General features: G+C 44.2%; 10 protein-coding genes, 13 tRNA genes and 1 riboswitch. All 23 genes read left to right on the forward strand.

The annotated features are described in order from the left end of the window. Positions 1 to 222: 222 nt before the first annotated feature. The 23 genes from J2S11_RS11575 to J2S11_RS11685 all read left to right on the forward strand — a co-directional run bounded on the left by J2S11_RS11575 (position 223) and on the right by J2S11_RS11685 (position 23,908). Positions 223 to 298 (forward strand) — tRNA-Val (locus J2S11_RS11575). Positions 299 to 306: 8 nt separating this feature from the next. Then, positions 307 to 383 (forward strand) — tRNA-Met (locus tag J2S11_RS11580). A gap of 54 nt (positions 384 to 437) precedes the next feature. Beyond that, positions 438 to 514 (forward strand) — tRNA-Asp (locus tag J2S11_RS11585). Between the two features lie 156 nt (positions 515 to 670). Continuing rightward, a tRNA-Phe gene (locus J2S11_RS11590) sits at positions 671 to 746 on the forward strand. Positions 747 to 785: 39 nt separating this feature from the next. After that, positions 786 to 861 (forward strand) — tRNA-Thr (locus J2S11_RS11595). A 39-nt stretch (positions 862 to 900) separates the two neighbouring features. Continuing rightward, a tRNA-Tyr gene (locus tag J2S11_RS11600) sits at positions 901 to 985 on the forward strand. Between the two features lie 17 nt (positions 986 to 1,002). Next, positions 1,003 to 1,076 (forward strand) — tRNA-Trp (locus J2S11_RS11605). Positions 1,077 to 1,082: 6 nt separating this feature from the next. After that, positions 1,083 to 1,158: transfer RNA gene (locus J2S11_RS11610), tRNA-His, on the forward strand. 11 nt (positions 1,159 to 1,169) lie between these two features. Next, positions 1,170 to 1,244: transfer RNA gene (locus J2S11_RS11615), tRNA-Gln, on the forward strand. A gap of 5 nt (positions 1,245 to 1,249) precedes the next feature. Beyond that, positions 1,250 to 1,324: transfer RNA gene (locus J2S11_RS11620), tRNA-Gly, on the forward strand. Between the two features lie 10 nt (positions 1,325 to 1,334). Beyond that, a tRNA-Cys gene (locus tag J2S11_RS11625) sits at positions 1,335 to 1,408 on the forward strand. Between the two features lie 43 nt (positions 1,409 to 1,451). Beyond that, a tRNA-Leu gene (locus J2S11_RS11630) sits at positions 1,452 to 1,540 on the forward strand. A gap of 86 nt (positions 1,541 to 1,626) precedes the next feature. Beyond that, positions 1,627 to 1,710: transfer RNA gene (locus tag J2S11_RS11635), tRNA-Leu, on the forward strand. Between the two features lie 618 nt (positions 1,711 to 2,328). Then, the gene (locus J2S11_RS11640) at positions 2,329 to 6,828 is read left to right on the forward strand and encodes a leucine-rich repeat protein (protein WP_307394713.1); all 4,500 of its coding nucleotides are present in this window, start codon (positions 2,329 to 2,331) and stop codon (positions 6,826 to 6,828) included. Positions 6,829 to 6,974: 146 nt separating this feature from the next. Beyond that, on the forward strand, positions 6,975 to 7,859 hold the full coding sequence (locus J2S11_RS11645) for an alpha/beta hydrolase (RefSeq protein ID WP_307394715.1): 885 nt from the start codon (positions 6,975 to 6,977) through the stop codon (positions 7,857 to 7,859). Positions 7,860 to 7,976: 117 nt separating this feature from the next. Then, positions 7,977 to 9,731, forward strand: a complete 1,755-nt coding sequence (locus J2S11_RS11650) for a sensor histidine kinase (protein ID WP_307394717.1) — start codon at positions 7,977 to 7,979, stop codon at positions 9,729 to 9,731. Then, positions 9,712 to 10,806 carry a response regulator gene (locus tag J2S11_RS11655; RefSeq protein ID WP_307394959.1) on the forward strand — a complete coding sequence of 365 codons (1,095 nt, stop codon included), beginning with the start codon at positions 9,712 to 9,714 and terminating at the stop codon, positions 10,804 to 10,806. Before J2S11_RS11650 ends, J2S11_RS11655 begins: the two co-directional genes overlap by 20 nt. A 240-nt stretch (positions 10,807 to 11,046) precedes the next feature. After that, a riboswitch (cobalamin riboswitch) is annotated at positions 11,047 to 11,236 on the forward strand. Between the two features lie 168 nt (positions 11,237 to 11,404). After that, positions 11,405 to 17,905: an S-layer homology domain-containing protein gene (locus J2S11_RS11660; RefSeq protein ID WP_307394719.1), complete on the forward strand. Its 6,501-nt coding sequence runs from the start codon at positions 11,405 to 11,407 to the stop codon at positions 17,903 to 17,905. Positions 17,906 to 18,029: 124 nt separating this feature from the next. Beyond that, a complete protein-coding gene (locus J2S11_RS11665; RefSeq protein ID WP_370875514.1) occupies positions 18,030 to 19,682 on the forward strand; it encodes an S-layer homology domain-containing protein in 1,653 nt (550 codons plus the stop codon). Positions 19,683 to 19,686: 4 nt separating this feature from the next. Further along, positions 19,687 to 20,697 (forward strand): DUF4430 domain-containing protein, encoded by a 1,011-nt coding sequence (locus J2S11_RS11670; protein WP_307394721.1) that lies wholly within the window; start codon positions 19,687 to 19,689, stop codon positions 20,695 to 20,697. Positions 20,698 to 20,703: 6 nt separating this feature from the next. Beyond that, entirely contained in the window at positions 20,704 to 21,591 is an 888-nt protein-coding gene (locus J2S11_RS11675; RefSeq protein WP_307394722.1) for an energy-coupling factor transporter transmembrane component T, read from the forward strand. Continuing rightward, entirely contained in the window at positions 21,564 to 23,192 is a 1,629-nt protein-coding gene (locus tag J2S11_RS11680; RefSeq protein ID WP_307394724.1) for an ABC transporter ATP-binding protein, read from the forward strand. Before J2S11_RS11675 ends, J2S11_RS11680 begins: the two co-directional genes overlap by 28 nt. Continuing rightward, entirely contained in the window at positions 23,183 to 23,908 is a 726-nt protein-coding gene (locus J2S11_RS11685; protein WP_307394726.1) for an ECF transporter S component, read from the forward strand. Before J2S11_RS11680 ends, J2S11_RS11685 begins: the two co-directional genes overlap by 10 nt. Positions 23,909 to 24,016 lie beyond the last annotated feature (108 nt).

Raw genomic sequence — 24,016 nt, forward strand, 5'->3', positions numbered from 1 at the left:
ACCAAGGGTTCTCCCGAAGGTGCAGAAACAAGGAAGCGAGTTCACGGGACTAGCTCCGCGTCGGAATCCCCTACGGGTCACCATCTTTATTCAAATGAAGTAGTTAGGGATTCTCACCAAGGGTTCTCCCGAAGGTGCAGAAACAAGGAAGCGAGTTCACGGGACTAGCTCCGCGTCGGAATCCCCTACGGGTCACCATCTTTATTCAAAGAACATTAACATGGAGGATTAGCTCAGCTGGGAGAGCACCTGCCTTACAAGCAGGGGGTCGGCGGTTCGATCCCGTCATCCTCCACCATATATTATCGCGGGGTGGAGCAGTCTGGTAGCTCGTCGGGCTCATAACCCGAAGGTCGCAGGTTCAAATCCTGTCCCCGCAACCAAAACTCGTTTGTAGTTTGTTGTACAAACGATTTATTTTTCTCTAAAAGTGCCGTGGAGCTGTGGTGTAGAGGCCTAACATGCCTGCCTGTCACGCAGGAGATCGCGGGTTCGAATCCCGTCAGCTCCGCCATTAAAAACACGGAATTCTCACCAAAGGGTTCTCCCCAAGGTGCAGAACCATAGGAGTAGTTCACGGGACTAGCTAAAGCGTCGGAATCCCGTCAGCTCGACCATTAATTTCAGATTGACTCGATTTTTTGAGATATGTTATAGTTAAATGTGTTGAGGCTCGGTAGCTCAGTCGGTAGAGCAGAGGACTGAAAATCCTCGTGTCGGCGGTTCGATTCCGTCCCGAGCCACCATTATTCATAACCGTAAGATGAACTATTACCAGGGTTTCTGCCGGTGTAGCTCAACTGGTAGAGCAACTGACTTGTAATCAGTAGGTTGGGGGTTCAAGTCCTCTCGCCGGCACCATCTTATTATTAGGTTATGTTGATTTGGTTTTATATTTACGGAGGGGTAGCGAAGTGGCTAAACGCGGCAGACTGTAAATCTGTTCCCTAAGGGTTCGGCGGTTCGAATCCGTCCCCCTCCACCATTCACTTAATTGAATATAGGGGCATAGTTTAAAGGTAGAACGAAGGTCTCCAAAACCTTTGGTGTGGGTTCAATTCCTACTGCCCCTGCCATATGTGGCGATCGTGGCGAAGTGGTTAACGCATCGGATTGTGGTTCCGACATTCGTGGGTTCGATTCCCATCGGTCGCCCCATTTTTTTATATTGGGCTATAGCCAAGCGGTAAGGCAACGGACTTTGACTCCGTCATTCCTTGGTTCGAATCCAAGTAGCCCAGCCATTCTTGCGGAAATAGCTCAGTGGTAGAGCGTCGCCTTGCCAAGGCGAAGGTCGCGGGTTCGACCCCCGTTTTCCGCTCCAGACATATTTTGGCGGCATAGCCAAGTGGTAAGGCAGAGGTCTGCAAAACCTTTACCCCGAGTTCGAGTCTCGGTGCCGCCTCCAATTTTAAAATCTTTGACACTCTATCAAATGATTGTCCTGCTTTGCCGGGGTGGTGGAATTGGCAGACACACAGGACTTAAAATCCTGCGGTTGGTGACAATCGTGCCGGTTCAAGTCCGGCCCTCGGCACCATTGATTTTATTTTGTACATGCATGAAGCTAATTACACTTGCACCTGTGCGAAATAATTTTTTTTACTAGAATTTAATCTTAGATTGGCCGGTGTGGCGGAATGGCAGACGCGTTCGACTCAAAATCGAATGGGGAGACCCGTGGAGGTTCGAGTCCTCTCACCGGTACCACTTATAATTCGAATGTTCATTAGAGATTATTCTAATGAGCTTTTTTTATTTTATAGCTACAACCTCATTTGGTATCCACGCCGAAGACACTTTGGAACTTTACTCGAAGTAAGAGTAGATATTCGCTGGTGCGTAGTCACTGTGACCTAACCTTTCCTGAAAACTTCCTTTATACCAACACCATTAGCTAACAATTTATTTTAAGTGTAAGGTTTTATAAATTTATTGTTTTTATCTCTATAGATAAAGTTAGTAATTTCTACACTGCCACACGGCAAAATAAAAAAACGTTGTTGTGGCGGCAGTGTTTTATGCATCTAAACAAAATACAGATAGCCTAACGGCGGTTTTGCAATAACAATCCAAGACTCCGTTTTCATTTGAAAAAATGGAAAATGCGGAGGGTGTATTAAAGTTACCTTATTTTAAGGACACGGGGGTAGCAAAAGGGGTACCGCTGTGTCGGTTTCTAATTTTCATGCATTACTGCTATCAATATGAGCACGCGGCACGGCTTCGAATTTATAAAAAAGTTCAAGTATCAAATCTTTCATTTTTCTTTCATTACGGATTATTAGAATGGTTCTTATACATTCATAAAAGGAAAGGTGGAGGAAAATGTTAAAGGGAAAACGCCATAAATGGAAAGGTTATATTCGTAAAACCGGGATGATTGGGCTCATGATGTTACTCGTTCTTCCTAATATGCTAATTAGCTCCGTATCAGAAGTTTTTGCGGACGAGGCGGATTTCGATTTTTTGGTTGTTGGTGAAACGGTAACGATCGTAGGGTATTTGGGTACGGATATGGACGTGGAGATTCCGGAACAGATTGAGGGAAAAGATGTTACAGTGATTGCAGATCAGGCATTTATGATGAAAACATTGAATTCCGTAACGATTCCCCGGACTGTCACTACCATAGGAATGGGGGCATTTATGGGATGTGAATTGGACTCTATTATTTTAAATGAAGGATTAGAAGAAATAGGCGCGATGGCATTTGCGGGCAATCGAATGGAGCATGTGGACATACCGGGGACAGTGACAACAATTGCTCAGGGAGCATTCAGTCAGGGAAACTTGAGTACGTTAACCTTAAGAGAAGGTTTGAAAACAATAGGAGATCAAGCATTTTGGGATAATGAAATACAAGCAGTGCATATTCCGGAAGGCGTGGAGGTAATTGGTGAGAAGGCATTTATTGATAACAAGCTGGAGGAAGTGAAGCTGCCTGGCACCATTACTTCTATTGGCGAGCAGGCATTTTTAGGTGAAGACGGTAAAAATAACATTCGTACGTTAACTTTGCACGAAGGATTAAGTTCAATAGGGGAAAGTGCCTTTAAAGATAACTTGCTGGAATCGGTTCATATTCCTGGCAGCGTGTCTGTAATTGAAAAAGAAGCATTCATGGGAAATGCGATACAAACGCTTATCTTAAATGAAGGTATAGGGGCCATTGGCGAGCAAGCCTTTGAACAGAATAATATAGAAGAAGTAGTGATCCCCAGTACTGTGAACCTTATCTCGTCGAGTGCATTTTTAAGAAACGAGATCAATACGTTAACGTTGCCCGTTGCTGTGGGAGCGATTGGCGATGCTGCATTTGCCTTTAATCCATTAAATGAAGTAAAGGTATATAATGACGAGCTGGAATTTGGGATGTTCCCTTTTATGCAAGCTCCACCTGCAGCACCAGGGGATATAACGCTATTTGGTCGTAGTGGATCGACAACAGAGGAATATGCAATAGCAAACGGCTACACCTTTCAAGTATTGGAAGAGAGTGGTTCGACGGTTTGTGGAGAACATACAGATTTTGAATGTGCAGTTAACGATGATGACACGGTAACGATCACTGGGTACGATGATTATGCCACTAAGGATGTGGTGATTCCGCAGCTGATAGATGGAAAAACAGTGACAGTCATAGGGGAGGGAGCGTTTGCTTTTAAGGGATTAACGAGTGTGACGATTCCTGATTCAGTAACAGATATAGGTGAGGATGCGTTTACGTATAATCAATTAACGAGTGTAATCCTACCGAATTCACTGACAAGTATAGAGGAAGGGACTTTTCAAGCGAATCAATTAACAAGCTTAGTTATTCCAGATTTTGTGGTCAACATAGGACAACGGGCATTCCATGACAATCAATTAACGAGTGTGACGATTCCGAATTCGGTAGTGACAATAGGGTATGGCGCGTTTTGGGTGAACCAATTAACTGAAATAACCATCCCTGACTCTGTGGAGTTTATAGGAGCAAGCGCGTTTAGTGTTAATGAGTTATCCAGTGTAACGATCCCGGAGAGCGTGAAAAACATTAGGGAACAGTCATTCGGCAGAAATCCTTTACAAATGGTGCAGTTTGAGGGAGCTGTACCCATTTTTGGAGCAAATCCTTTTGCTACACCACTTTTGGACGCAAACTTTGAAGGTTGGTATACCGATGAGAATTTTGATAATGCATGGGATCATACAGTCCCGGGACCCATGACGATTTATGGAAAATGGAAAGAGGATTGTGGGGAGGAAGAATGTTTAGGGATGAATTTGACACCAAGTGAAACCAATCCTACCAATCAAGACGTGACGATTTCTGTAAATGTTAACAGATTACCGGAAAGCATTAGGGAATTGAAATGGGCAAAAGGGGATCAAAGCCTTGCTTATTTTCAAGCTGGCGGAGGAGAGCTTGTTACCTCAAATGAATTCATCGTCTCCGAAAATGATACGTATACAGCATATGTACAAGACGTTCTTGGGAGAGAGTTGATTGCAACGATACAAATCAATAATATCGACAAGACCCCTCCCGTAGTTACTGGTGTGACGGATGGTGAAGTGTATAATGCACCTGTAATCATCTCCTTCAATGAAGGGACCGCAACATTAAATGGGATTGCCTTCACAAGTGGAACAACGGTGAGTGCGAATGGCGAGTATGAATTAATCGTTACAGATGAAGCAGGTAACGAAACAACTGTAACATTTGAGATGAATCAGTCTGATTATATATATGTAAATAATGGAAGTAATACGGTAAGAATCACAGGGTACAGGGGAAATGATACAAGTATAGAAATCCCGAATACACTGGATGGGCAGACTGTTGCGGCTATCGGGAATTATGCCTTTAGTGAAAAGAATTTGGAGAGTGTGGTTATACCTGATAGTGTTACGAGCATTGGGGAGTATGCATTTTTTGAAAATATATTACAAGAAATTGAGATTCCAGGCAGTGTAATAACGATTGGCAATCATGCTTTTCGTGACAATAATTTAGCTTCGGTTACTTTTTCAGAAGGGTTGGAGAGGATAGGAGGAAATGCGTTTTTAAATAATTATATAACCGAATTGACCATACCAGATACAGTAACACTCATTGATTACGGTGCATTTGTAGGAAATAACATAACTGAACTAACTTTGGGTGAAAATGTACAGACCATAGAGGCCGCTGCGTTTTGGTTTAATAATTTACAATCGGTAACAATACCGGAATCTGTCAGGTCTATTGGCCGGAGTGCTTTTAGTAATAATCAGATAAAGGAATTTATAGTATTGAGCAATCAGGTAAATATTAATCCGGATGTATTACATGATTCGAATCCAGCTAATCCTGAAGAATTAACGATTCATGGCTATTGTGGATCGACAGCCAATGAACTTGCAAATCATTGGGGATATTCTTTCGAGCAGCTCGAAGTGGACGAATGTTTAATGATCACACTAACCCCGAGCGGAACCGAACCGACGAATGAGGATGTAACGGTCTTAATTGATGTCATAAGCGATATAGCCAATGTGGTGGAGTTGAAATGGGCAAAAGGAAGTAAAGACTTTGTCGACTTCCGTGATGGAGACGGTGAGGATGTGACGGACAATCAATTTACTGTTTCAGAAAATGGAACCTATACCGTATATGTAAAAGATAAGACAGGGAATGAAAAAGTCGAGCGGATAGAGATCAACAATATTGATAAATCCCTATTAATCATTCATGTGCAAATAGTAGATGGGGAGACAATTACCCTTCACGTATATGGCAGCGACTCTATTCAGCAACTGAAACAAAAAATTCAAGATGCTGTGGGGATTGCACCCAAAAACCAAAAAATAACTTTTGCCGGAAAAGTGTTAGAAGATGGTCGCACGATAGCGGACTATAATATTCTGAATGACGCTACAGTGCAATTGGTGGTTTTATCCTCTGATGGAACAAAAGCACCGTCCCCAGGTGGGGGAGGGGGAGTTTATATTCCTTCCAGAGATATAAGTTTAGACAGATTAGAAGTAATTGTTGATGGGAAAAATATATTGCCTTTCGATCCAGCCCAATTCGAATATGATTTGGGTGATACGGAAGCAGAAATCGTAGAAATTATCGTGAAGACACATCATCCTAAGGCGAAAATCACATTAGATGACGAAGCATTTGTAGATGAGCAAACGCTGCTATTGAACGAAGGAAAAAACATTTTCGATATCGTTATCATCGCCGAAAATGGCGCTGAACAAGCATATACCATTATATTGAATCAATTGGAAAAGGTCCCATTCACCGATATTGCGGGACATTGGGCGGAAGGCTATATCAAGAAGACCTATTGGGGGAAAATGTTTTATGGTTATTCAGATAAAACATTCCGACCGGATGACCAGATAAGCCGTATGGAGGTAACAAGTGTCCTTGTACGATTATTGGAATTGGATGAACAAAAGCAAGTGCCATTTATAGATGTTCAATCGATCGGTAAAGATGCTATGAAGGAACTTGAAAAGGCATATACAAATGGTATGGTAAAAGGTTATCTAGACCAGACGTTCAAACCCTATGCAGATGTGACACGTGCTCACCTTGCCTTAATTTTTTACCGTACCTATGAGAAGTTAAACAGAACACCATACAAGCCGAAACAGTTGACATATTTCCCAGATATCGCAGGATACGATCAAGAAACACAAAATGCCATTGCGATGCTTGTTGAATTAAAAATTGCAGAGGGGTCAGGCGGAAAATTTATGCCTAACGATCAAGTAACAAGAGCGCAGGCAGCAAAAATGCTTGTAAATTTTAAAGAAGTGTTAGGCCGCCTAGAAGATAAGTAGCGATTATGATTGGAAACTCCCACAGAAACGGATATATTGTGGGAGTTTCTATTTTCTAACCTTTTATAACGATACTTGAATAGTTTCCACGAGAAATTGCGCCATTTTACAATAATTCATTATAACAAAGAAAGGAAGTGCTACGGATGATATTCCTTGTTTGGATCGTCATATCTGTCGTTGCTTTGGCCATCTTAGCCTGCCTTATTATCTCCTTTATCGTATCGCTGAAACTAACGCGTAATAATGTAAGAAAACCGATAAACGAATCGCCAGAAGATTACGGTCTCGATTTTGATTTAATATCGTTTCAAAGCAGAGACGATATTTCTTTGGAGGGATGGTTTATTCCAGCACAGCAACCAAAAAACAGGACAATTATTTTTGCGCACGGTTATCGGGGAAATCGATTGGAAAAGAAATTACCTGCATTAAAATTAGCTAAGGATTTGACGGAGAATGGTTTTCATGTTTTGATGTTCGATTTTCGCAGTTGTGGGGAATCTAGTGGAAATGTTGCATCAATTGGTCTGTACGAACAGGAGGATCTATTAAGTGCGATTGCGTGGGTGAAAGCAAATCACCCTTCTTCAATTGGCCTGATCGGTTTTTCTATGGGTGCATCTACTGCTTTACTTGCGGCTGCCCGCGTACCTGAAGTAGTTGGTGTAGTTGCGGATAGTCCTTTTGACGAATTATCTACCTATTTAGCTGAAAAGTTTTACGTATGGACGAAACTGCCTAGTTTCCCATTTACACCACTCACGCTTGCCTTTATAAGAATGCATGTGGGAAGTGCCAAGAAGGTAAATCCAAGGAAAGCTTTAAAGAAAATACATCCGCGTCCCGTTTTATTTATTCATGGTGATCAGGATTATTCAATACCCTATGAAAACAGTATGCGTTTGCACGAAGCCTACAAGGAGCATTCGGAATTGTGGACGGTTTCTAATGCCGATCACGTTCAGGGATACAGATTAAATAGAGAAGAATATACAAGACGGGTTGTTCAATTTTTTGATAAATCATGATAAATAAAAAACGAGTAGTAGAACAACAAGCTTTTCACGAAGGGTATAATATAGAGACAAGAATGCATATCAACATCACTCACCTGAAGTACTTCAACATGATAGAAAGGAATAACAATGGATAATGTCATATTTTTAACCATGATTGTGTCAGCAATGATGATGTGCATGTTGCTAATCTATTCATTCTTACACTTGCAAAAACGCGGAGTCCGTTATTTTGCATGGGTCATGGTTTGTCGAGTTGTCTTTGGTTGGAGTGTCATTCTCGAATTATATAGCAATGATCTAGCAAGCAAGCTTTTTTTTCGACAAATAGAACAAACAGCGCTTGCGATTACCGTCCCGTTGGTTGTTCTTTGTGTACTGGATTTATATGCTAGGGATAAGTGGTTAAAATGGTATAAACAGTTCCTATTGTTGCTTTTTTTCATCGGATGGTCCGTACTTATATGGACAAATGATAAAACTCATCTCATATTCGAAACAGCGGCACTCGTTAATGGCTACCTAGATGTGCCTAGGACTAGTCTAGCGATTGCATTTAATATATTCTGCTATTTTATTTTGCTGACCTGCGTTTATTTCTTTATTATGTATTTACGAAAGGCAAGGCCGGAGGTGCGTAAACCAGGCATCATCGTCATTTTACTCGCATCAATATCAGCCGTTATAGAAGTGGTTAAATTGGTTTTTCCGGATTTATCGCAATGGTTGCTCCCAATTTCTGTTTATTGTGGTGTATTGGGCATTATTATGCTATGGATTATCTACAAAAATAAAATATTTACCATCGTGCCAATGGCAAGGGATTTTATCGTTGATACCATCCGAGAAGGAGTTTTAACTGTCGATCAAAAAGGAACGATCATTGACTGCAATATCTTTATACAGCCGTTGTTCGAAGAAAAAAACAGCAAATCAATAATCGGAAAAGACGTGTCTGAATTCCTAAAAGATTGGCCTGAGTGGTTGGATGCGTGCAACAGTATGGTAGAGAAGTCGATAGAAGTAAAGAAAGAAATGGATGGTGAAGAGAAATATTTCATGGTTAAAGTGTATCCACTTTATTCCAAAGGCTTCCGATTACTCGGAACGGTCTCGATATTATTTGATATAACAGAAAAGCAACAACGATTAGAAGAAATTGCACATCTTAATTTTATGAAAGATCAGTTGTTTACCCTTGTTTCCCACGACATCCGCGAACCGATTGCTCTTCAGGTGAATTTGATAGAAATGCTAGAAGAAGAAAAGCAAATGTTCTCGTCGGAAACAGCTGAGCTGCTTGATTTTTTAAGTACACAAATTCGTTCGACATATATGACGGTTGGCAATGTGCTTGAATGGTTTCGCAATCAAAAAAATGACGTGTCGCTTAACCCTGAATCGTTGGCCTTAGTCGATCTTATTTATGAAGCTTATCGTATACTATCTATTAAAAGTAAGGCGAAAGATATTGACATCGCAATTAAAGTTGACGAAGCTATAATTGTATATGTCGATCGAGAAGCGATTGTCATGGTAATTCGCAATATACTTTCCAATGCGATTAAATTTTCTAACCGGGGGGCAATGGTTGAGGTTGTAGCCGAAAAGTATCATGAAGGAAAAATCGTGATTACCATACGCGATCAAGGTATTGGCATGTCTAAAAAGTTATTAGGACAATTATTTACCGAAAGACAAGTCATCTCTACGATCGGAACCGAGGGGGAACGCGGGACAGGATTAGGTCTACAAGTCAGTTGCCAATTTGCGAAGATGAGTGGCGGAGATTTATGGATTGACAGCGTATTAGGGAAAGGCAGTGCCGTCTATCTTTCGTTGAGAGAAGGTGAAAAAGTTGAAGGTGATCATCATCGACGATGAACAAGCGATGCTCGCAATTATGCAAAGAATGTTAAGAAGAATAGAAAATATAGAAATAATCGGTGGATTTCAAAGTGTAAAAGACGCCCTTCTATTCACGCAAAATACAGTGGTCGATATAGCATTTGTTGATATTATGATTGCAGACGAAAGTGGATTAGAGCTTGCTCGACAATTGCGCGCTGGTCAAAAAAATATGGAAATTGTATTTGTGACTTCTCATCGAGAATATGCGGTTGATGCTTTTGATACGTATCCGCTTGATTATATGGTTAAGCCAGTATCGCAAAAAAGATTGATACAAACCATTGAAAGGGCAAGAGAGAAAAATAATAAGCCGCCTAAAGAGATGGATGTCAACCGATTAGTAGTGAAAGCATTAGGCGGTTTAGAGGTTAGTAGTGTGGATGCGGGCAAAGTGAAGTTCATTTCAAAAAAGAGTCAAGAATTATTTGCATTTTTACTTCTTGGGCGAGGTCGAGCGGTTTCAAGGGATAGAGTTATTGACGAAGTTTTTCCAGAAATGCCATTAGAGAATGCGGTGGGATACCTTAATACGGCAGTTTACCAGTTGCGTAAGGCATTGCAATCACATGGTTTAAAATCAATAGTCCGTACTTTCGACGAACAGTTTATGTTAGAAATGACTCATATAGATGCGGACTTTATTTCATTCGAATCCTATGTTTACCGTGTGAAAGAATGGAATGAATTTACGGTTAAAGAAGCGCTCGAATGGGAAAAAAGCTTTACTGGCGACTTGTATGAAAACAAATTTTATACGTGGTCCGTTCCAGAACAAGAAGGACTCGCGATACGCTATCACGATTTTGCTATAAGGCTAGTTCGCTGGCTTCTTACAAATAATCAAGTAACCCAATCCATATTAATTGCTAGAAAGATCGTTTCGCGTAATGAATTGGACGAGGAAGCAAACGTGTTTTTAATGAAAGCTTACCGTGCAGCAAAGGATTATCAATCTTTCCGAAGTCATTACGAGCATTTTATAAAAGTATATCAAAAAGAGATGGGAAGTCTTCCCGCCATTGGAAAGGAGAGCTTTTTCGAAAAATAGATGATTTGGGAATACGATTGTTGAAAAAAACGGACAGTATCATTCCAAATGGAATCCAGTTGAAGGATTTTTCAAGTTGACTGTCTCATCCATTTAATTGTTTTGAATCGATCAAAGACTTATAAAGCTTGACGTTCCATGTGGTTAAGCATAAGATGAAGTTATCATATTAATACCAGTCATTTCATAGTGTTTTAACTTACATAGATACCTCACACCTTTGTATGATTGACTGTCAATTTCATATACTCAGTAAATGGTGCTGTTATTAAACAACAGCTTGGAAGATCAGTGTAAATCTGACGCGGTCCCGCCACTGTAACGCAGAGCAGGCTAACGAGATACGCCACTGTATCGTTTGGATACGGGAAGGTAGGTTAGTCTTGCGATGAAGCGAAGCCAGGAGACATGCCATTTATTTAGTCTATAATTCCACGAGGATGGAAGGAGAGATGTTTAGCTGTGTCTTTATTTGGGCATGGCATGTCCAGATGTCAAACACCTTTTCTGATTTCCAGTAAAAGGTGTTTTTGTATGGGGTGAACCAATCGAATTTGGGAGAGGTGTGAGCTTTTTGAATAACAGGGGAAATCGGTTTTTGGCTTTGTGGTTGTCTATATTGATGCTTTTTTCATTAGTTAGTCCGACATTGGCAATGGCCGCAGAAGACGTAACGGAGCTTAGTTCTGGGGAAAACTATGTGACAGTATCGGTTGAAAAGTTTACTTTGGGACAGGGCTACATCATAGAGCCGGTTCGTGTGCCCTTTGAAGTAGGAGATAATGCAGCAGAGGTTATTATAGGACTGTTAGGAGAAGATCGGTCCCATTATAGAGGCAGTTTTGAGAACGGCTTCTATCTGGCAAGTGTTTACGACCACGATCCTGGTGCCCTTCAGATTCCTTCCTATATTTTGGATGCAATTGGGGGAGAAGATCGGATAGGCGACAGAGCGGATGCTAGTTGGCTAGAGGAATTTGATTACACTTCCGATTCAGGGTGGATGTATGCAGTAAACGATCGCTTCCCGAATGTAGGGGCTGCTGAACTGCGGGTTGAAACAGGCGATGTGATTCGCTGGCAATTCACGGTGTATGGGCTTGGGGCAGACTTAGGCAGTACCTATGATGGTTCAGAGGTTCTTATTAACCCTGCCAATAAGGATGCGTTAACGGCAAAAGTAGCAGAGATCAACAGTGCTCCTGATAAATGGGAGATTCTTGCCGATTCAGCAGTTCAATTAGCATATGACAACGCGTATCAAGTTCTCACGAACATGGAAAGTAGTCAAGAGCTGGTGGATGCCGCTTTAACATCTTTAATCGTAGCACTGGATACCACTGAAGAAGATGACGTTAGTGAAGTGAACACGGGACATTTGGAGAGGGCTATCGAAGAGGCCGAAGTAAATCAGAATTCGGTACAGGTTAGTATAGACGGATCGGATGTCAACACAACGGACTACTGGGTCATTCAGGAAGAACTTGATGCTTTGGTCGACGTCATTGTGTCGGCTCAGCAGCTAATTGCCGACCTGAGCGCGACGCAGGAAGAGGTGAATGCCAAAGTATTGGCTCTTGACCAGGCTCAGCATGCTTTTGAACAAGCGAAGAAACCCGGTTTATTCGAGGAAAACACTCAGCCTGAACATAATGTCACATTTACCGTGGCACCCAAAACCGTAACTTTAGAGGTATATAAGCCGGATGGACAACAGGTAGATATTGGAGCAGGGGAAGAGGACATTTATAAAATTTATACGGCTTATTTGCCTGTAGGCGAATATCGATACAGAGGTATTGATCCGGAGGGGCTCAGTGTTGGCGGCGGCGTTTTAACGGTAACGGATGAATCGAATCAGGCCTTTGAGCTCCGTCAACTCAACCTTAAAGCGAGTAATGCAGGCTGGAATGTTGATGAGGATTATTCCGTCAAGATCGGCCAGAACAGTCCAAACGATACCTCTTTAACGTTGGGCCAAAAGACGTCTGCCGGGCAATATCCCGTATTGGTTATAGCGGGCAATACGTACTTCTATTCTTTTGAACCAAGCGAAGGACGCATCGCAGAAGGCTTTACGACATTAAGCAGCAGTGTCACTGTCACCATAGCTGCCTCTGCACAATCAGTTTCTGGAGCGATTCCGTTAGCACGTGAGATAACTTTTACGGTGCCGGAGGAAGCGACGCTTTTTCTCGGTCGGAAAACAAAACATTTTGTGGCCTTTGAAGAAATTAAGCCAATAGAAACTACAAGTAGTAATGGTTTAACTATCTATCGCTTTAAAATGGTAAACAATCAGGAATACAATTACCGCGTGAGTCAGAAAGGGAAGCTAACAAACGCTGGCTCGTTTAGAGCGAATGAGGCGAATGAGTCTCTTGAGGTTACGGCGGAACAATTAAGTGTTCTTTCACCGCAATCGATTTTGAATCGCGGAACGTACTTGGAAGGCAATATTTATTTAAATATCAACGAACAGAATCATTTGAAGCTGGCGGGGCCAGGCGATGAATTTCATTTGTTGACTTTGCGCAGCTGGCAAGCACTAATAGAAGGAGTGGGCAACTATTTCTTCGAGCCGGATTTCCATTATGAGATTATTTCAGGTCAAGACGTGATCGACATAACCGAAGGGGAACCAGGCAGCTATTCAATGATTCAAGCATTAAATGAAGGAACTGCCATCGTCAAAGTCTCTTATGATGCTATAAAGGTGAATGGGTCACATTATATTACAGATGATAATAATGCCTTCAGTGCGGTATGGCCGGAGAATGTAGGCTTGTTTGTTGTTACGGTAGGACAAGAAGAGACGGGGATTGCCACCGGCATTGAGAGCAATAAGGAACGTAATCAAAAGGCTAACGAAGGCAGAACGGGTAATAACCTCATGAACCTTCAAAATGGCTCATTTGATGCGGATATCGATAGTGTTTACTTCCTGGATACGGAGCCTGGAGCAGTATTTACGTTTACTCCGTCCACAGGCAGTAACGTGAGCGTGCTCCAGCCAGAGATCGACCATGCGGCCGGTACGCTCTTGTATGGAGATGGGACGTTCTCGCAGGAAAACGTGACCTCCAATGAGGGCGGTTCGTTCAGCGTTCTGCTAAAGGAAGGCCGCAACATCGTCAAGGTCGAGAAGGAAGGTTTGGCCGAGTACCAGGTCATGACCGCAAGACCACTGAAAGTGGCAATCACTAACGTGACGAGCCAGGATGATGAAATTCGTGCTGGAGATGAAGTTACAGTTTTATTGGAAGGCTTGTCGTTTCCAGCTAATAAGCTAGCGGGCATTTACAATTTTACTGGACAATTAAGATTCACGTCGGGACCGGAACAGGAGCCGGTATTTGGCCTTGCCAGACAATATAACATTACGACCCAGGCCAACAGTTTAACTTTGCAAATTCCCGAAGATGTAGAAGAAAGCTATCTGCTGCAGGATGGGCATATTCGAGTAGGCTCTTTCGGCAGTCCGATTGGCGACCACCGGAATATTGATCCCTTGCAAGGGGCGAACCCTAACTTTACCGCATTAGGCAGAGAAGGATACTACAGTATTTTTCCTGAAATCGTGATTGAAATTGCCGATGACGATGAGGGCCAGCAGGAAGAAGCGGATAAGGCTTCTTTGCGTCAGGCGATCAAACATGCTCAGGATGAATTAGAATCGGTCATGGTGAGTGCGGATGGAACTGATCTTTATCCAAGCTTTTATTGGGTGACAGAAGAAAGGTATAACCAATTCGTTCGTGGTATTGAATCAGCCCAAGAGCTCATTGCGGACGAACATGCCACGCAAGGCACAGTGGATGCCAAGGTATTAGCGCTTAATCAAGCGACGGCTTCATTCCGTGATGCTAAGCGTCCCGGTTTGAAAGAAAAAACGTCCGATGTCACGGAGCAACTGAACAAGCACTTGGCCTATTTAGTGGATTCCGTGAGTAACCCCACTTTTGGCACTGCTGGTGGGGAATGGACGATTCTTTCTCTTGCACGCGCCAATTATAATGTGCCGGACGGCTATTACGAAACGTACTACAACAACGTTGTTCATGAAGTGCAAAGATTAATGCCTGCGACTACTAATAAGCCGGAAGGCATATTGGATCGCAACCGAGGAACCGAGCATTCGCGCCTTATACTAGGTCTTACCGCGATTGGGCAAGACATTCACGATGTAGCGGGATATGACATCCGTGCGGCACTAGCCGATTTTGATTATGTGACCCGGCAGGGGATAAACGGACCGATTTTTGCCCTAATTGCGCTGGATAGCCATCAATATGATATCCCCGTCAAGGATGGCGTTGCGAATCCAACCACTCGTGAGAAGATGATTGACTATATTTTAGCTAGAGAAGCTCCAACAACAGGGGGATGGTCTCTATCTGGACCAGCCGATCCAGATATAACCTCCATGGCGCTTCAAGCTTTAGCACCTTATTATGACAAAAATGATAGAGTTAAAGCGGCCGTGGACCGTGCGATTGCTTGGCTAACCTCTGCTCAGAATGAATATGGCGGTTACGCAAGCTGGGGCGTAGAAAATGTCCAGAGCGTTGCTCAAGTTATTGTGGCCCTGACGAGTCTGGGTATTGATCCACATACGGATGAGCGGTTTATCAAGAATGGTCATTCAGCAATTGACAATTTGCTGACCTATGCAGTGCCAAACGGCGGATTTGTTCATCCCAAGGGTGGAAGAGTAGATTGGATGGCGACGGACCAGGGTACCTATGCGCTGGTCGCTTACAACCGTTTTGTTAAAGGTCAAAACAGCTTGTATGATATGACCGATGTAGACATTGTTGAAGAGGAGCCGAGTGAAGGTATTTCACTTCCCGACGACGGGCAGATCGAAATCCCAAGGGATGGTAAAGACTACACCGTACGTGTACAAGAATCAGACCGTGAAAAAGAAGTGAGTATTCAATTACCTGAGAACACACAGGCTAGGACATTTCTTGATCTGCCCGCAAATACGGATTTACCGAATCTTTCGATAGTGAGAGGCAGCAACACTGTTGAGTTCCCTAAGGGAATTCGAATGAATGGTGAGTCCAACAAAGTTCTGGAGCTGCTCACGTCCAAAAATCTAAACGATGCGTCGCTTAAGAATCAGTTGGTCGGTTTAATTGATTCGGATCGGGAGCTTGATGAAGTCTACTCATTCTTCACCATGGGTGGAGAACAGCCGGTTCAATTTAACGGATTTGTCACGCTGACCTTCAAGGGGATGAAAGGCAACGAAGCTGCATTCATAGAGAACGGCCAGATTTCAGCTATTCAAAAGTTTGCTAATGAAGAAGATGGATTAGCAAGCGGCAAAAATGAGTTTGCGTATGAGGATGGAAATGACCTCATTGTGAAAACAAGTCATTTCACAGACTTTGCCGTTTTCTCCACGAAAGAGAAAGAGAATCAAGGTGGCGGAACGCCTCCTGGCAATGGCGGCGGTGGAGGAGTGACTCCTCCTCAGTTAACAGCTCAATTATCGGTTGACAAGTTCACAATAAATAAAGGCTATGTCTTGTCTCCAACAACGGTTGAATTTTCACCGGGTGAAACAGTCTGGGATGTTTTCAAACGTGAGATGGATCGTCAAGGTATTGCTTATCAATACTCTTATTATGATAGATATAACAGTGTGTATGTTGAATCTATCGATGGTGATGGTGAGTTTGACCATGGTAGCGGTAGTGGCTGGATGTATAATGTCAATGGCGTTTACCCGAATTACGGGGCCAGTCAATACAATCTGACTCAGGGTGATCGCATCCAATGGCGCTATACGACGAATTTAGGCGTTGACTTGGGTCAAAAACTGCCAGGTGGAGCAGGGGATCCTAGCGGTGGAGGAAACAGTCCTGGCAAGGAAATTATTGTCGATGCGAATGATAATAACCCGGTGATCGAGGTACCAAAGGATGGCGAAACGTATATCGTCAGGATCTCAGAAAAATCACAGGATGTAGATAAAATTACGATCAACATTCCGGATGAAGAAATAACAGTGTGGCTTGATTTAGAAGCTGTGAAACAGAATGTTCCTTTTATTGAAGTGAACAAAGGAACCCGAATACTGACGCTCGAGAAAGGAACCAAATTAAAATCCGAACAAAGCAAGATTAAGCTGTTCGCACCGGTGCCGAACCAACAGCAAATGCTTACGAACTTAGTTAACAAGAACTTGACGGAAGCGACAGCCACCATGGTAGACGCCTTTGAAATGGGTGACCATGCTGATGTAACATTATTTGATCAATCCGTGAAGCTACAGTTTAAAGGGGCAAGTGCTCGTCAGACAGGTATTATTGACCATGAAGGCCAGTGGGTTCCGGTACGTATTTACTCGTCAGATATTGAAGGACAGCGAGCGACCAGAGGTCAAGAAAAAGCAGCCTATGCATACGTTGAAGAGGGGAATCTGGTCATTAAAACGAATCACTTCTCTACCTTCCTCCTCTATACAACAGTTACTTCTTTATCAGAGATTTATACAGATGCAGGGGACGTATCGTCTTGGGCGTATGACTTGATTTTGGAAGCAACGGAGAAAGGATATGTTAATGGGTACGGTGACAGCAGGCTTAATCCGAAAGGAAAAATCACAAGAGCAGAGTTTGCCAAGCTGCTGGTGGAAGTATTCAACATAGAAAAAGAAAATGAAACGGTCAGTCCATTCAATGATGTGCAGGCAGCAAACTGGTTCTATTCCTATGTAAATGCCGCCTATGCTTCAGGAATTGTGTCAGGCTATGGCGACCATTTCCTGCCAAATGCCATCATTACAAGAGAGGAAATGGCAACGATGATGGCAAGAGTATTGGAACTAGAATTAGGTCAGGTATCTATGCTATTTGAAGACGAGGACCATATTGCGCCATGGGCAAAGACCGGTGTGCATAACCTTGCTTCGTTGGGCATTATGGTAGGGGACGCAGGACGATTTCACCCGAAAGGTACAGCAACAAGAGAGATGGCTTTCGTTGTGGCAATGAAGCTTACAATTATAGAGCTGGCCAGTAAGCTTAAACAGATATGCAGAAGAAAAAGGGATTGTTCTCTGGAAGGTGAAAAAGCCTTCTAGGGAACAGCCCTTTCCGTGCTCATTTTGAGAAGTGATTCTGGTCTTTCATAAGGAGACCGTAAAAGGAAGGTGTGGATGATTTATGTGTCAAGGAAATAGGAGAATTGCCCTCATTCTTGTGGTAATGCTGCTGCCGTTTCTGCTGCTCTCTCCTTCTGTAAGCGCAGATTCTACACAGAATGTAGGACAGGAAGCGGGATTGGAAACTGTCTATACCGATGCGGACCTGATATCCACGTGGGCGTATAAGGCCATTCAAGAAGCGACGGACAAGGCGATCGTGGAAGGTAGCGGGGGTAAAATCAACCCTAAGGGCACAATAACTCGTGCTGAATTCACCAAGCTGATGGTAGCGATGTTAGAGATTGACACGGAGATCGTCAGCGTCCTGCCGTTTGAAGATGTGAGTGAAACCGATTGGTTTTACCCCTATGTTCAGGCAGGCTATTACAAGCAGATGATCTCCGGCTATACGGATACTCAGTTTCTGCCGAACGGTCCTATTTCACGGCAGGAGATGGCAGTCATGATGGTGCGTGCGCTAGAGCTGCAGGAGCAGCAGGTCGGAGCTGAACGAGGCGATCTGGTAGAAGTGTCGGCATGGGCGCGCACTTCCGTCAATACAGTAATAGCTTCTGGGCTGATGCAGGGGGATGCTCAATCCTTCCGGCCACACGACCATGCAACTAGAGAAATGGCTTTCACCGTAGTGATGAGAGCTTATCACTATGTCGACACCGAAGAACTGGACGAGGAAGAAGCGAAAGAGAAACCTGTCGCTGAGCAGGACCGGTTAGAGGAGATCGAGCGGCTAATCCGAGAAAATGCTGGTTTTATGCAGCAGATGGTGCCGAATCCTACGCTGGGCAGCCTTGCAGGGGAATGGACTATTCTCGGCTTGGCCCGTTCGGGTGAGAAGGTGCCGGATCATTATTACAAGACGTATTATCAGAATATTGTGGAGGAAGTACAGAAGCTAATGCCTGCTACCGCAAGCAAAGCGGAGGGCAGATTGGACCGAAGCAAAGGAACGGAGCATTCTAGACTTATATTGGGACTCACCTCCATTGGTCATGATATAGAGAACGTGGGGGGCTATGACCTTCGCCTAGCGTTGGCGGACATGAATTATGTCAGCATTCAAGGCATTAATGGACCTATTTTTGCGTTGATCGCATTTGACAGTCTAGGCTATGACATACCGCTTGATGAGAACGCAAAGTCACAGACAACGAGAGAAGAGTTGATTGATTTTATTTTAGACAGAGAGATTAAAGGCGGTGGATGGGCTTTGGGTGTCAATCCAGATGAGCCGGATCCAGATATTACGGCGATGGCCATTCAAGGATTAACGCCTTATTATGAAAAACGAGCAGATGTACAGAAGGCAGTTGACCGAGGTCTTGATTGGCTGTCTGCTGTCCAGGACAACAGTGGAGGTTACCGGAGCTGGGGTGCTCTTAATGCGGAGAGTGTTGCACAGGTGATTGTGGCTCTGTCCGGACTTGGTATTGATGCCGATAAGGATCCGAGGTTTGTGAAGCGTGGACAATCCGCAATTGATGCGCTGCTATCGTTTGCTTCAGTAGAGGGCGGGTTCTACCACATACTAGCTGGAGAAGCCGGAAACGGTGGGGCGGCACCAGGTGAGGTGGACGCCATGGCTACTGACCAAGCGATGTATGCGCTGGTTGCTTATCAGCGTTTCCTTGAAGGGCACAACACCTTATACGATATGACGGATCAAACAAGCTCTTCCTTGCTAAAGGGGAGGTAAGAGCATGAAAAAGAAGTCCTTGATTGGCTTGGCGGCTACGCTTCTTATTTTACTGGTCATCTCTTATTTTATGGGGAGTCAAGATCATGTTGTCCCGCTTGAGAGTGCCAATGAACAGAAAGAATCCGCCCAGCCTGGGAAACAGACCGGGGCTGGGAATACGGATATGGATGAAGAAGAATCCCTGCCAAACGATGAAGAACAGCTTGAACCTCAGGATGAAATGGAGGGTGCCGAGCTGAATGGTGGTGCGGGGCAACAACTACAAGAAATATCAGACGCACCAACTGATTCAGAACGTGATGAAACAGCGTCCGAATCTGCGGGCCATGAGGCCATCAATCAAGAGAGTGTGAATCAAGACCATACCACTCAAGAGAGTGCCAACCAAGCAAATGGGAATCAAGATCATACTGCTCAAGAGCGTTCCTCTACACAAAAAGCGGACGCTCCGGAACTAGCGCAAACACCGGAAGAGCCAGCTGATCATCAAGAAGAGGATAGAGGTGGGGAGAAGGATCAATACTTAACTGATCCGGTTCCGGAGGGAAAACCTAAACCTGTAGAATGGCAGGACGTTACCGTTGACAAAGGAACGGCCTACACAGCAACATTGTCTGTAACCGCTCTGACGATCCTTAACAATTTGAACTTATTCAATGAAGATAAACTGGAAGTGCTTCCGGAAGACGGTGTGATTTTTGAGGAACAGACGGTTACGTTTTATGAAGGGGAATCCGTATTTGATGTACTGCTAAGGGAGATGCAGGAGCATAAGATTCATATGGAATTTGTAATGACACCGATCTACAACAGCCATTACATTGAGGGAATCAACAATATTTACGAGTTCGATTGCGGGGAGCTGAGCGGGTGGATGTATAAAGTAAACGACTGGTTCCCCAACTATGGAGCTAGCCGTTACCAGTTGGAGCCCGGCGATGATATTGAGTGGGTATACACCTGTGATTTAGGGCGGGACATCGGTGGTTACGGAGCGGCGAATGGGGGATGAATACCAATGAATAGCTTTGCCAGCTTGCACCCGGTGATCCTTTTCACCTATTTTGTAGCGGTCATCGGGTTTAGTATGTTCTTCACACATCCCTTGCTACAGACCATGGCACTGCTCGGAGCCTTCACCTGGTCGGTTTTGCTGAAGGGAAGGAAGGGGCTGCTCTTTAACCTGATCTATATGTTGCCCCTGCTTCTTTTTATGGCGCTGCTTAATCCACTCTTCAACCATCAAGGCGTCACTATTTTGTTCTATTTGAACAGCGGTAATCCAGTGACGCTTGAGTCGATTTTGTATGGCGTGTCCGCGGCAGTGATGTTCATTACTGTCATCATTTGGTTTGCATGCTATAACGCAGTGATGACGTCTGATAAATTTATTTATTTGTTCGGTAAAATCATTCCGGCAATGTCACTGCTTTTCTCTATGGTTTTGCGTTTTGTTCCGCGCTATGTGAACAAAGCAAAAGAAATTTCAGCTGCGCAAAAAGGCATTGGGAGAGATGTGTCCCAAGGTAGCTTACTGCAGAAAGCTAGAAACGGGCTGCGTATCCTGTCTATCCTGACCACTTGGGCCTTGGAGAACGCGATCGAAACGGCAGATTCAATGAAATCGAGGGGATACGGGCTGCCGGGAAGGACAAGCTTTGCCCTCTTTCGTTTCGATCAGCGGGATGGACGGGTTCTTATGATCCTCATAGGAATGATCATTGTGATTATGGCTGGAGCCATCCTAGGCGTGAATTCCATGCGCTTCTTCCCGTCGATCCGAATAGCAGATATTTCTCTGTTCGGCGTGTTGGTTTACGGAGCCTATCTGCTTCTGTGCTTGCTGCCAGTTATTATGACGATTCAGGGGGAACGAAAGTGGAAGCGTATCGAATCGAACATGTAAGCTTTACCTATCCTGAACAGGAGAACCGCGTACTCGATGACGTGGTCCTCTCTATTCAACACGGTGAGTTTGTCACGGTGTGCGGGCAATCCGGTTCAGGGAAAAGTACGTTGTTGAGACATTTGAAGCCGGTGCTTACGCCACATGGACTGCGTGATGGCGAAATTTACTACGAGGGAAAGCCGTTGACAGATATGGATCCAAAGCGTCAGGCTTCGGACATCGGATATGTGCTTCAGAACCCAGATAATCAAATCGTAACAGATAAAGTGTGGCACGAGCTGGCCTTCGGACTGGAGAGCTTAGGGTACGATCAGCGGGCGATTCGCCTGCGCGTTGCTGAGATGGCTAGTTTCTTTGGCATTCAGACTTGGTTTCACCAGAAAGTGGCGGAGCTTTCCGGAGGACAGAAGCAAATCTTGAATCTGGCTGCTATTATGGCGATGCAGCCTTCTGTGCTTGTGTTGGACGAGCCAACCTCGATGCTCGATCCGATTGCAGCCAACGAGTTTTTGGAAACATTAAAGCGAATTAATCGAGACTTGGGAACGACGATTATTCTATCCGAGCATCGGTTGGAAGAGGTGCTGGTGAATACAGATCGTTTAGTTGTGATGGATCAGGGGCGAATCATTGCGGATGGACCTCCCCGTGATGTCGGGAATCACATCCACGACGGGGACCACCCCATGTTCAGTGCTCTGCCTTCGGCCATGCGAATTGTAAAAGGTCTAAACCCAGAAGAGGAATCCCTTATCACGATCAATGAAGCGCGGCATTGGCTGGCAGAGCGAATGAGTGGTCATCAGGTGGTTGAGGTTGAACCATCCCAAGAACAGACGGCTGCTGAGCGTAGTGACACAGCAGTGCTACAGCTTAAGGATGTCTGGTTCCGCTATGAAAAAACCTCACCCGATGTGATCAAAGATTTGTCCTTGGATGTGAGGCAGGGGGAGTTTTATTGTATCGTTGGAGGCAACGGTACCGGTAAAACAACAGCCCTCTCGTTAATGGGAGGACTGCACAAGCCGTATCGGGGAAAGGTGACGCTAGGTACGCAAAACCTGGCCCTGCTTTCGCAAAGTCCGCAAAATCTTTTCGTCAAGAAAACGGTTGAATTAGATTTGATGGAAATGTTGTCAGGCCAAGCTATGACTAGTGAAGAGAGGTCCTCCCGAATAGAGGAGGTCGTGCGGATGACAGAACTGGACGGGTTAATGGGGCGGCATCCCTATGATCTAAGTGGAGGGGAACAGCAGCGAGCGGCCTTCGCCAAAATCCTACTGCGGGAACCCCAGATCATTCTGCTTGATGAGCCGACCAAGGGGCTGGATGCTTTTTACAAAGCGAAATTTGCTCATATTCTTAAGCAGTTAACCGCTAAACGGATAACGATTGTGATGGTTTCCCATGATATTGAATTTTGTGCGAAGTATGCCGATCGCTGCGCCTTATTCTTTGATGGGGGAATCGTCACGGCCAATACAACCCGGAAATTTTTTGCGGGCAATAGCTTTTATACGACATCGGCCAACCGGATTGCCCGGCATTATGATCCTGAAGCGGTAACTGTAGAGGATGTGATTGCAATATGTCGGTAAAGTTGAGTCGTTATCGTTTAATCATCGCAACCGCCTTGATTGTCATCGTGATTCCGATAACTATTTTGTACGGTATCTATTTTTTAAACGATCGAAAATATTATTTTATCAGTATGCTGATCATTACCTTTACTCTCGTCCCATTCCTGCTAGTCTTTGAGAAGCGTGCGCCTCAAGCTCGTGAGCTTATTGTCATCGCGGTTTTATCAGCAATCGCGGTTGCAGGTCGGGCGGCTTTCTTTATGCTTCCGCAGTTTAAACCGGTCGTCGCCATTGTTATTATCGCAGGAGTTTCACTGGGGGCTGAAGCCGGTTTTCTGGTGGGGGTATTGACCGGCTTTGTATCGAACTTCTTCTTTGGACAGGGGCCATGGACACCTTGGCAGATGTTCTGCTTTGGAATTATTGGGTTTATAGCCGGATTGCTATTTAAGAAAGGAAAGCTAAACCGGACCAAACTATCTCTTTGTGTGTACGGGGGATTGGCCACCTTCTTTATTTACGGAGGAATAATCAACATCGGTAGCCTGATGATGTTCACGGCCGAGTTTTCGTTCGAAGCGTTAGTGGCAACGTATATTTCAGCGATCGGTTTTGACCTCATACACGCGGTGGCGACAGTGTTTTTCTTGTATATTTTATCGCAAACGATGCTAGAGAAGCTGGATCGGATCAAGGTGAAGTATGGTCTTATTGAACGAGAAAAGTATAGCTAGCTGCAATTCATCCTTGAATGTGAAAATGGGGTTCTCCATTCAAGGATGCTCGCGGCATCTCCATATTTGAAGGCCTATTAAATTCAGTAAATTTTCTTCTTGACTCAC

It is taken from the genome of Bacillus horti (assembly GCF_030813115.1).
Lineage (GTDB): Bacteria > Bacillota > Bacilli > Caldalkalibacillales > JCM-10596 > Bacillus_CH > Bacillus_CH horti.